General features: G+C 54.1%; 17 protein-coding genes. 3 read left to right on the top strand and 14 right to left on the bottom strand.

Annotated features, from left to right (window positions below; translation table 11 throughout):
* Positions 1–408, bottom strand: a 408-nt coding sequence (locus RT644_RS19465; RefSeq protein WP_313627728.1) for a hypothetical protein, incomplete at its 3' end; no start/stop codon positions are given.
* Here RT644_RS19465 and RT644_RS19460 point away from each other — a divergent pair.
* Positions 407–1,159: a glutamine amidotransferase gene (locus tag RT644_RS19460; RefSeq protein WP_313627726.1), complete on the top strand. Its 753-nt coding sequence runs from the start codon at positions 407–409 to the stop codon at positions 1,157–1,159. The genes RT644_RS19465 and RT644_RS19460 overlap by 2 nt on opposite strands.
* Here the strand turns inward: RT644_RS19460 and RT644_RS19455 are convergent.
* Positions 1,139–1,531: a nuclear transport factor 2 family protein gene (locus RT644_RS19455; protein ID WP_313627724.1), complete on the bottom strand. Its 393-nt coding sequence runs from the start codon at positions 1,529–1,531 to the stop codon at positions 1,139–1,141. The two genes, RT644_RS19460 and RT644_RS19455, sit on opposite strands and share 21 nt — an antisense overlap.
* Positions 1,532–1,622: 91 nt before the next feature.
* On the opposite strand from RT644_RS19455, the gene RT644_RS19450 reads away from it, so the two are divergent.
* Complete coding sequence (locus RT644_RS19450) at positions 1,623–2,342, top strand: AraC family transcriptional regulator (RefSeq protein WP_313627722.1); 720 nt, start codon at positions 1,623–1,625, stop codon at positions 2,340–2,342.
* A 67-nt stretch (positions 2,343–2,409) separates the two neighbouring features.
* On the opposite strand, the gene RT644_RS19445 is transcribed toward RT644_RS19450, so the two are convergent.
* Positions 2,410–2,541 (bottom strand): hypothetical protein, encoded by a 132-nt coding sequence (locus tag RT644_RS19445; protein WP_370447824.1) that lies wholly within the window; start codon positions 2,539–2,541, stop codon positions 2,410–2,412.
* Positions 2,542–2,591: 50 nt separating this feature from the next.
* Complete coding sequence (locus tag RT644_RS19440) at positions 2,592–3,293, bottom strand: pirin family protein (RefSeq protein WP_313627720.1); 702 nt, start codon at positions 3,291–3,293, stop codon at positions 2,592–2,594.
* A gap of 105 nt (positions 3,294–3,398) precedes the next feature.
* Between RT644_RS19440 and RT644_RS19435 the strand changes: the two genes are divergently transcribed.
* The gene (locus RT644_RS19435; protein WP_020455385.1) at positions 3,399–4,295 is read left to right on the top strand and encodes a LysR family transcriptional regulator; all 897 of its coding nucleotides are present in this window, start codon (positions 3,399–3,401) and stop codon (positions 4,293–4,295) included.
* Positions 4,296–4,327: 32 nt separating this feature from the next.
* On the opposite strand, the gene RT644_RS19430 is transcribed toward RT644_RS19435, so the two are convergent.
* The 10 genes from RT644_RS19430 to exuR form a co-directional block, all read right to left on the bottom strand.
* Positions 4,328–4,675 carry a DUF805 domain-containing protein gene (locus RT644_RS19430; protein ID WP_045513183.1) on the bottom strand — a complete coding sequence of 116 codons (348 nt, stop codon included), beginning with the start codon at positions 4,673–4,675 and terminating at the stop codon, positions 4,328–4,330.
* 124 nt (positions 4,676–4,799) lie between these two features.
* Positions 4,800–5,786 (bottom strand): glutathione S-transferase family protein, encoded by a 987-nt coding sequence (locus tag RT644_RS19425; RefSeq protein ID WP_313627717.1) that lies wholly within the window; start codon positions 5,784–5,786, stop codon positions 4,800–4,802.
* A gap of 75 nt (positions 5,787–5,861) precedes the next feature.
* Complete coding sequence (locus RT644_RS19420) at positions 5,862–6,254, bottom strand: DoxX family protein (protein ID WP_020455382.1); 393 nt, start codon at positions 6,252–6,254, stop codon at positions 5,862–5,864.
* Positions 6,255–6,472: 218 nt separating this feature from the next.
* Positions 6,473–6,763 carry a YqjK-like family protein gene (locus RT644_RS19415; protein ID WP_313627715.1) on the bottom strand — a complete coding sequence of 97 codons (291 nt, stop codon included), beginning with the start codon at positions 6,761–6,763 and terminating at the stop codon, positions 6,473–6,475.
* On the bottom strand, positions 6,760–7,155 hold the full coding sequence (locus RT644_RS19410; protein WP_017457400.1) for a phage holin family protein: 396 nt from the start codon (positions 7,153–7,155) through the stop codon (positions 6,760–6,762). The genes RT644_RS19415 and RT644_RS19410 overlap by 4 nt, the downstream gene beginning before the upstream one ends.
* A 1-nt stretch (position 7,156) precedes the next feature.
* Positions 7,157–7,459 carry a YqjD family protein gene (locus RT644_RS19405; protein ID WP_020455381.1) on the bottom strand — a complete coding sequence of 101 codons (303 nt, stop codon included), beginning with the start codon at positions 7,457–7,459 and terminating at the stop codon, positions 7,157–7,159.
* Between the two features lie 38 nt (positions 7,460–7,497).
* The gene (locus RT644_RS19400) at positions 7,498–7,866 is read right to left on the bottom strand and encodes a DUF1090 domain-containing protein (RefSeq protein ID WP_044489740.1); all 369 of its coding nucleotides are present in this window, start codon (positions 7,864–7,866) and stop codon (positions 7,498–7,500) included.
* A 148-nt stretch (positions 7,867–8,014) separates the two neighbouring features.
* A complete protein-coding gene (gene mzrA, locus RT644_RS19395; protein ID WP_313627712.1) occupies positions 8,015–8,401 on the bottom strand; it encodes an EnvZ/OmpR regulon moderator MzrA in 387 nt (128 codons plus the stop codon).
* A 4-nt stretch (positions 8,402–8,405) separates the two neighbouring features.
* Positions 8,406–9,068 carry a DedA family general envelope maintenance protein YqjA gene (gene yqjA / locus RT644_RS19390; RefSeq protein WP_017457404.1) on the bottom strand — a complete coding sequence of 221 codons (663 nt, stop codon included), beginning with the start codon at positions 9,066–9,068 and terminating at the stop codon, positions 8,406–8,408.
* A 326-nt stretch (positions 9,069–9,394) separates the two neighbouring features.
* Entirely contained in the window at positions 9,395–10,171 is a 777-nt protein-coding gene (gene exuR, locus RT644_RS19385) for a transcriptional regulator ExuR (protein WP_020455378.1), read from the bottom strand.
* Positions 10,172–10,210: the final 39 nt, after the last annotated feature.

Here is a 10,210-nt window from a genome sequence, read left to right as displayed (position 1 = left end):
GCTTCGGCGGGGTTTTTGCTTTCTGGCGGCTAAAGCTGAATGACTGTCCACTCCGTTTTCGATGAAGGAACGCGGCTTACCGGCCAGTTTCGACTGTTCAGATAAGAATCCGCTTCGGCGGGGTTTTTGCTTTCTGACGGCCAAAGATGAATGGCTGTCCACTCTGCTTTCGATGAAGGAACGTGGCTTACCGGTCAGTTTCGACTGTGCAGGTAAGATCCCGCTTCGACGGGGTTTTACTTTTTTGATAAAGGCAGTTTGCAGGCTTTTTGCTGTTGTGCGCGCCGTACCGTTAAGCACCGGCACTTCTAACCTTATAAATAAATATCCCGTCGGAAGGCTGTCGAAAAGCGCTAACATGTTCTTAAACGGTTTTGAAACTAGCATTGCGGGAGTCGTTGCCGTCATGGAACAAAAATCATTGATCATTATTCAGATGGGGGATGCCCCGAAGCCTTTACGTGACGCCCACGGGGATGTTCCGCATTGGTTTTGCCGGGCTATCGGGTGTGCTCCTGAAGAGGTGGACGTGGTTCGCGTTTTTGAAGGCGAAACGCTGCCAGCCCCGGATGCGCGTCGGGCAGCGATCATTACCGGTTCATGGGCGATGGTTTCCGACAGGCTGCCGTGGAGCGAGAAGACCGCAGAATGGATCCGCGAAGCCATTGCGGTTGAGATGCCGCTCTTTGGCGTTTGCTATGGTCATCAACTCATGTCCTGGGCCCTGGGCGGGAATGTTGAATACCATCCGCAGGGCCGTGAAGCGGGGACAAAAACCGTTTATTTGAACGCCTCGGCGCACAACGATCCGCTACTCAGCCACCTGTCTGAAAGTTTCCCTGCGCACCTGACGCACCGGCAAACGGTAACGCGGCTGCCTGAAGGCGCATCGGTGCTGGCCTCTTCCGCCCATGATAATCATCAGATCGTTCGCTACGGGCCACGGGCCATTTCGGTGCAGTTCCACCCGGAAATGACGCCGGAAATCGCGACCGATCTGCTGCGTTTGAACCGTGCGCATATCGAAAAAGAGGGCACCGATGCCGACAGCTTAGTCGCCAGCGTGCTGCCCGCGCCGGGCGCGGCGGAGATCCTGCGCCGTTTCGTGCAGGAAGTGACCGAGCGCAACAAGACGTGGTTATCTGACGCTGCCCAGTGAGCGGTCTTGCGCCGTGCCACGCACCAGCCGGGTTAACTCCTCGCAGCGGGTGATTAGCCCGTTCTCCAGCGTGAAATGCGCAAACACGTCAATGTGTGCCCGAGAGCCATCTTTCTTACTCACCGCCACAAGATGGTGCGTCAATACGTCATTGTTTTGCCCGGCAATGGCGACCACAGTCACGTCAATGGCGTGCGTCAGATGTTTGAGTTTCGCCATGTGTTCGACAAATCCCGTGAAATCAAGCGACTGCCCGTCAACAATTTGTTGATAATCCGGCGAGAAGAATTGGCGAATTTCCGCTTCGTTATGGTCAGGGTGGCAAACAACGCGTTGTAAAGCCAGGGTGATATGTTGGGTGATGTCCATCATAGTTATCCTCATTTGAGCCTGTTGGAGAGGATATCGCTACACCGCGTTGGTATATTAGCCGTATCAGGACATCAAATACGGTTTATCAGCCATGTTGATCGTACATAAGCAGCGACTCACGCATCAAAACAAGCACACCACCGCGTGGCACCAGCATGCCAGCGGGCAGCTGTTTTGCATTCAGCGGGGGATGATGATTGTGAAAACGGAGCAGGCGCAATGGGCGCTAACGCCCGCGACTGTCGGCTGGTTTCCTGCACAGATGCGCCACTGCGCCTGGAGCGTGGGCGAGGTAGAAGGACATAGCCTGCAACTCAACCACGATGATGCCCCCGCTTTCGCGGGAGTGTGGCCTGCCGATCCGTTTATGATGCTTTTGATGGAACGTATAACGCAGTGCGACCCGTCTCGCCAGGCATCGCTTCTGGCGGTGATGATGGATGAGATTCGCGTAGCACCAGGCGCGCCGTTGCAGTTAACCCTGCCGCAGGATCGTCGGGCGAAACGGGTGGCTGAACTGCTGTTGTCGGAGCCACACCATGAGGCAAATCAGGCGCAACTGGCTAAGCTCTTTGGCTTGAGCGTCAGAACATTAAGCCGCTTGTTCAGCGAACAAACCGGGCTGAGTTTTAGCCAGTGGCGGCAGCAGGCAAAAGTCCTGGCATCGATGGCGCATCTGCTGCGCGGGGTGTCGGTAAGTGAGACGGCAGAACGCTGCGGGTACGATAATGTCAGTGCTTTTATCGCCGCATTTAAGCTGCGCTTTGGCAGCACGCCGGGGCAGTTTCAGGCGCGAAACCGGGCGTGCTAAGTTCGCGAAGAACGACAGTAAGGTTCAGTAGAGATTTGCCCCGGTCTGATGCGCCGGGGCTTATGGGTCAGGCGGTGGCTTCTTCTTCCGCCAGTCGGACAACGGCTTCTGCGACGATTGCTTCCAGCTCTGTCAGCATCTCTTCATAACCGAATCCAGCCAGGGCGGGGAGTGGGGTTTGCTGTGTAGGGTCTGTCATAAAATTCATTGTGCTGCTCATTTCATTTACTCACTTACGTAACGCAACTATCACACGGGTAAATCTATCAGCAAAGCGCGCAACGGCGTATCCGCAACCAGGGTTATGTTAGCCTCGTCACGAATAAACGCACCGTCACCACAGGTGAGCGCTTCTTTTGCTTCGCAATGTGTCACGGCGTGTACCGTACCGTGAATCGATTGCAAATAGGCGCGCGGGCCATGCAGTTGAATCTGCAACTCTTCGCCTTTGGCAAGCTCGATATGATGCAGCCACACTTGCTGGCGGAGCTGCAAACTTCCCTGGCTACCATCAGGGGAAGCCAGCAGTTGCTGCGCCACATCGGCAATGGTCATTTTTTGCACCGGCGGGTTTTCACGCTCGGGGCAGGCATCCAGCCATAACTGCATGCGCGTTAACGATTTGTCTTTGCTCAGGTTATGTTCGCTGTAGCTGATGCCGGGCTGGGTGGCAATTAACAACGCTTCACCGACTTTCGCCTGGACATGGTTACCCTCGCTGTCGCGATACTCCGCTTCGCCTTCCAGAATCAGATTTAAAATATCCACTTTCGGGTAGGTGCGTGGCTGGAACGATGCGCCAGGGGCGAGCACTTCCTGGTTCAACACACGCAGGGAGGCATAGCCCAGTAATTTCGGGTCGAAGTAATGTCCAAAAGAAAAAGTGTAGCGGGCCTGAAGCCAGCCGAAGTCAGCTTGTCCGCATTGTTTCGCAGTACGGGTAGTAATCATAATTGTCGACCTCTCTTTACTTAAAACAATGTTAAAGGTATGGACGCTGCATTGTTAGCCAGATATTCTGCCCGGTATGTTCAAATTTCCTGAATGAGAACACTCATGGCCAAAGAAAGGGCGCTGACGCTCGAGGCGTTACGCGTGATGGATGCGATTGACCGGCGTGGAAGCTTTGCCGCGGCGGCGGATGAGTTGGGACGCGTGCCTTCTGCGCTCAGCTATACCATGCAAAAACTTGAAGAAGAGCTGGATGTCGTGCTGTTTGACCGCTCCGGGCACCGAACGAAATTCACCAATGTCGGGCGAATGCTGCTGGAGCGCGGTCGCGTATTGCTGGAAGCCGCCGATAAACTGACAACCGACGCAGAAGCGCTGGCGCGCGGCTGGGAAACGCATCTGACGCTGGTCACTGAAGCGCTGGTGCCGACGGTCGAGCTGTTTCCGCTGGTCGACCGGCTGGCGGCAAAAGCCAATACGCAGTTATCGATCATTACTGAAGTGCTGGCCGGGGCGTGGGAGCGGCTGGAGCAGGGGCGTGCCGATATTGTCGTCGCTCCGGATATGCATTTTCGCTCCTCGTCGGAAATCAACTCACGCAAGCTCTACTCGGTGATGAACGTCTACGTTGCTGCGCCGGATCATCCGATCCACCAGGAAGCGGAACCGCTCTCGGAAGTGACGCGCGTGAAATACCGCGGCGTGGCCGTTGCCGATACCGCCCGCGAGCGTCCGGTGCTGACGGTACAGCTTTTGGATAAGCAGCCAAGGCTGACGGTGAGTACCATCGAGGATAAACGCCAGGCGCTGCTGTCCGGCCTGGGCGTGGCGACGATGCCTTATCCACTGGTGGAGCAGGATATCGCCGAAGGTCGCTTACGTGTCGTGAGCCCGGAATATACCAGCCAGGTAGATATTATTATGGCCTGGCGTCGCGACAGTATGGGCGAAGCGAAAGCCTGGTGTCTGCGGGAAATTCCCAAGCTGTTTGCCGGTAAATAAGTCATTGCTCCACATTGGTGGAGCAATGCCATTCAGGGGAACGCTTTCGGTACGGGGCCAAAGGGGTTTTCTACCGGCGTGCCGCGCTGGCTGTAAAACGCCAGCAGCATCAACCAGCCAATCACCGGAAACAGCAGCAGCAACAGCCAGCGCCAGCTCCGGTTGGTATCATGCAGGCGGCGTACCTGAACCGCCAGGTTTGGCACCAGCACCAGCAGGGCGTAAATCTGGCTTAACAGGTGCCAGCCGATGATCCTGTCGACCACATACAGCACGCCAAAGAGGATAAGGTTGACCAGTGTGAACATCCAGAATTCGCGGCGGTGCGCGCGTCCGTGAAATGTCGCGTAGTTGCTCAGTACCCTAAAATACCAGTCCATTTCCCACCTCGATCAACGGTCAATCCGTTGTTTTCTCAACGATCCCTGTAAGAATAGACGGCAAAAATACAAAGCGAAAACCCGGCGAGAAATAATTTGGGCGCGGTGAAACGCGCCCGGAAGATCAGGAGAAACGCAGGTCGCGTCCGTGTGGCTCATCCAGATCCTGCCACGGCCCGATAGAGATAATTCCGGTCGGGTTAATGGTTTTGTGGCTGCGGTAATAGTGGTTGCGGATATGGGCGAAATCGACCGTTTCCGCAACGCCCGGCATCTGATAAATGTCGCGCAGAAAGCCGTGCAGATTCAGATAGTCGCTGATGCGATGCTTATCGCATTTGAAGTGAGTGACATAGACCGGATCGAAACGCACCAGCGTTGTCCACAGGCGGATATCCGCTTCCGTAAGCCGGTCGCCGGTCAGGTAACGATGCTGTCCGAGGATCTGCTCAAGGCGTTCCAGCGCATTGAAAACATTGATCACCGCTTCGTCATACGCCTGCTGGCTGGTGGCGAAACCGGCTTTATAGACACCGTTATTCACGTTGTCGTAGATCCAGCCATTCAGTTCATCGATCTGGTCGCGTAATTCTGGCGGGTAGTAATCGCCCGCTTTTGCGCCCAGACCGTCAAAAGCGGTATTGAACATGCGGATGATTTCCGCCGATTCATTGCTGACAATGGTGTGATTCTTTTTATCCCACAGCACAGGCACCGTGACGCGCCCGGTGTAGTGCGGGTCGGCGTGCAGGTAGAGCTGATAAAGGAATTCGTGTTGATACAGCGTGTCGCCAGTTGCCGCCGGAAAGTCATCGTCAAATGTCCAGCCGTTCTCCAGCATCAACGGGTTGACCACGGAAACAGAGATAAACGGCTCAAGGCCTTTGAGTTTACGCAGGATCAGCGTGCGATGCGCCCACGGGCAGGCGAGTGAAACATATAAGTGGTAGCGGTCTTTCTCGGCGGCAAAGCCACCTTCGCCAGAAGGGCCTGGTGCGCCATCTGCGGTAAGCCAGTTGCGAAATGCGGATACCGAGCGCTGGAAACGTCCGCCGGTGGATTTGGTGTCATACCAGTTGTCGTGCCAGACGCCGTCAATCAGTTGTCCCATTTTGTCTCCTCCTTCTGAATAGCAAAAGCGAGGAGTGGTCTCCTCGCTTTGATCTCTTCACTCAGTATAGAGCGCTTACCATTTTTTATTCAGGACGCGGTCGATACTGATGGCGCCCGGCCCAGTAATACCCAGCAGCAGGTAACCGCCAGCGATGGTCAGGTTTTTCATGAACATCAGCGAGTTCACGCCTTCTGCAAAGTTGCTGTGGAAGATGAATGCGGTCAGCAGCGTAAAACCTGCGGTGAACAGCGCCGTGGTACGGGTCAGGAAGCCGAACAGGATCGCCAGACCGCCGCCAAACTCAAGAAGAATGGTCAGTGGCAGGAAGAACCCCGGCACGCCCATCGCTTCCATATATTGCTGAGTGCCTGCATAACCGGTGATTTTGCCCCAGCCTGCGGTAATAAACAGAATCGGCATCAGGATACGAGCAACCAGGAAACCAACATCTTCTAATTTTTTCATCTTTCTCTCCAGGGAACCACAATAGCGGCTTTCAGTAAAAGGTCTGCAATTACGGGCGTGTGCCGCGTGCTTGCTGTCGATGGAGAGGATAGTAATCGTGACGGGAAAAGATTGTTAGCAAGGAAAACTGTCGAATTTTTTCAAAAAAACTGAGCAAGCACCAAAGCAAACGGGCGATGGATAACCATCGCCCGCGTAAGCCGTGCTGTGATTGTGTATCAGTGCGTTGCGTTGAGCGTTGATTTGACCAGCCGCCATAAGCTCCATGCGCCTAAACCGCGTTTAGCCCAGCGCACAAGCATATTGGGGTGGCGCACGGACCATATCGCCATCGCGCTGCTGCCCACCAGCGCCCAGGAGCGCAAGCTGAGCAGCGTATTCCAGCCGCGATCGTAGGCCCCGGTGGCTTCCAGCCACTCACGGCGGCTGGTGGTGAGATCCAGGCGTTGTTGTTGGATCTCACTGAGCAAACGTGCTTTGCGCTTCAGACGTTCCGCTTTGCCGCTCACTTATCCTCCTCCAGCAAGGCACGGTCGTTTGCCAGCTCCTGGCGAGTATGACGCAGCAGCGTCGAGGCCCGCGCTTTACGCAATGTCCAGATGCCGCCTATCAACGCCAGCACCAGCAACACGACGGTGGTTGCAATCATCGCGTTCAGGCGATATTGCGGATCGATGGCCCAGATAATCAGCACCATCAGACTCATCAGGCCAAATGCGGCGAAAAGCATGGTTAGCCCTACCATAAGCAGCAGCTGGAATAAGTTCGCTTTCTCTTCTTCCAGCTCGACAACCGCCAGCCGCAGGCGGGTCTCAACCATTTCAACAAGAATGGTCACAATGCGTTGACCAATCCCCAGTACGCTTTTGCCCGGCCCTTGCGCGTTTCGCAAATCCGTCATCTTAGCGACGCGACAGCAGTACGCCCAGCACCACACCGACGGCGGCGCCGATACCTACGCTGGCCCACGGGTTGTCACGCACATACTCATCGGTACGCGCCGCCGCTTCACGGGTTTGGCGGGCGAGCGCATCGCCGGTTTCGCCCAAACGGTGACGGCTGTCGCGCAGCGCCTGTTCCGCTTTGGTGCGTAATTTACTCAGCTCTTCTTTCGACTTATCACTGGAATTGCTCAGCACTTCTTCCAGCGTATCCGCCAGGGATTTCAACTCTGCGCGCAAATTGTCAGCATTATCTTTCGACATAATTCTCTCCAGGTGAGTGAGTGGTTATTTCCATTAAATCAGTAGTCACGCGCTTCCAGGGCTTTCAGTTCGGCCTGCGCCTCTTTCAGCTTGTGCTCGCGTTTGCTTATTTTCTCCGCATCGCCTTTTTGCTTTGCCTCATTTAGATCGTGGCGGCGCCCGGCTACTTCTTCTTTCATCTCAGCGATTTTTTTCTGATGGGCGGCGCGCAGCTTGCTGTCAGAGCAATTGGCGCGTACTTCTCGCAGCGCCTTGTTCAGGCCGTTAATTCGGCTCTGATTGTTATGCTTTTCGGCATAGCTGATTTCACGCTGGATCTCATGTTCCTTTTCCTGACAGGGCGAAGCCGCCTGGGAAAATGCGCTCAGCGAAAAAAGGGCCAGCGCCAGTGCGATGCGGTTTTTCATAATCGAGAACCTTCCATTGTTGGCCAGCGAAACGATGGTTACGCCAGCGTCCAGTGACATAAAGCGAACTCTGGTTCCGTGTACTCAAGCATAGTAAGTAAACGGCCAAACACCAAAGTGAGTGAAAAGATTCAGAATCCTGGAAAGGTTAACCGAATCGATGTGTGCTGTTGCGCAGGCGGGTCAGCCACGCGGAAGTTTGGCTGTTATCATCGTCCTGAGCGGCAATGATGTAACCATGAGGTAAGGTGCGATCGAGCACGATTTTCGCCGCCGCGCTCTGCTCACTGGATTCAAATTTAATTAACAGCGTGTCGTCCTGCGGCGTAATACTTTTAAAATGAATGCCGTTGGCATCCAGATGGTGCCAGACAGAGAAACCATCCGGCACGCTGACATTTTGCGTGAGCGGGCGAATCGCCAGCGTTGATTCACGGTTTTGCAGCGTCGTCCAGGCGAAAAACATCATGCTGAAAACGGTCATTGCCGCGACACCCATCAGTAACCAGCGTAAAAAGGGACGTTGCAATTCCATGGTCTTAACCCCGATTGCGGTATTTTTTCTTCCACAGCACCACCAGTGAGCCGGCAAGGCCAATCACCAGCAATACTACCGGAAGCAACATCAGGCAGGACATCAGCGCATCTTCGTATTTACGAAACACCGGCGTCTTGCCCAGCAGATAACCCAGCGTGGTCAGTATCAGCACCCACAGCAGGCCGCTCATCCAGTTAAAAAACTGGAAGCGGGCATTACTCAGACCAGAAAGTCCGGCAATAGTTGGTAACAGGGTGCGAACAAATGCAATAAAACGACCAATCAACAGGGCAGAAAGGCCATGTTTGTGGAAAAGATGGTGCGCGCGCTGGTGATAATGTGCGGGAAGATGCGATAACCAGTTTTGCACGATGCGCGTATTACCCAGCCAGCGTCCCTGAATGTAACTGAGCCAGCATCCCAGGCTTGCCGCCACTGTCAGTAATAAAATGGTTTGTGGGTATCCAAGCGCGCCTTTTGCAATCAGTACGCCAATCAATACCAGCAGGCTATCGCCAGGAAGAAACGCTGCCGGAAGCAGGCCGTTTTCAAGAAATAAAATGACAAATAAAACAAAATAAAGCATGCCGATCATACCGGGCTGCGAGAGTGTCGCGAAATCCTGGCTCCAGAGGGCATGGAGTAATTGGCTTAAAAGTTCCATTCAGTATTCCTGGTACATCGGTTTACGTCACGCCCAGAACAGCACGGCGATTATCTTTAATACATTATGGTCGCTCGTGGCACACTCGATACGGCATATTCAGGTAACAGACGTTGTGAGCAAGCACTAACTTATATGATGACAAATGCATCCAATTGTAACAAATGCCGACGTTATGAGTCAGTCAGAAAAATGAGTTTCGGTGATGATTTTGCTTGTCGCGGCAGGGGGAGGCGAGGCTATTTACAAAGGCTGACACTCTAGACGGTTTACTTACCTTAAATCGGGGCAGGCGCAGCGTAAGTGTGCGCCTTACAGGACATTTTTTATTTGCTGCCGGTTGCGGCGGTATCGAGATGCACCACCGGGTTTTCCGCAAATAAATAGCGATCGGCGTTGAACTCGAAATCATCGCTGGTTTCGTTAAACAGCATCTGTTTGGTGTTTTCCAGATGTTGCCACATCGCCAGTTTCGCCGCGTGCGGGTCTTTGCGAATCAGCGCGCGCAGGATCTGGTCATGATCATCACACCAGTTATCCACGGTGCGTAAGTCGATGTGATCGTGCAGTTTTTTCCAGTATGGGTTGTGAACACGCTGTGTCCACATTTTCTCAACGATGGCCGCCAGCGCCGTGTTTTGTGTGGCCAGCGCAACCTGCACATGGAACTGCAAATCCCACTCAGAATCGCGGAAACACTTCTCTTTACGCGCGTTATCCTGAATTTCCATCAACTTCATGATGTCCTGTTTCGTCACCTGGGTGGCGGCGAATTCAGCAATATTACTTTCGATCAGCTGACGAGCCTGCAGCAGCTCAAACGGGCCGTAATTGGCGAACTCAAGGTTTTCATCCGGCGCCTGGGTGTGGCGTGCCACGTTGGAGATCACATGAATGCCGGAGCCTTTGCGAACTTCAACATACCCTTCCACTTCAAGCATGATAATGGCTTCACGAACCACGGTCCGGCTGACGCTTTTCTCATCGGCGATAAAGCGCTCGGCGGGCAGTTTGTCTCCCACCAGATAGACGCCTTGCTCAATACGGCTTTTAAGCTCCGCGGCAAGCTGCTGGTACAAACGTCGTGACTCGGAGATTTCCATATGTGAGCTCCAGGAAAAAGAAGGGCAATAATAGATTTG

Source organism: Kosakonia sp., assembly GCF_032104925.1.
GTDB lineage: Bacteria > Pseudomonadota > Gammaproteobacteria > Enterobacterales > Enterobacteriaceae > Kosakonia.
Note: the sequence above shows the minus strand (reverse complement) of the source record. Positions and strands in the feature narration are given on the sequence as shown.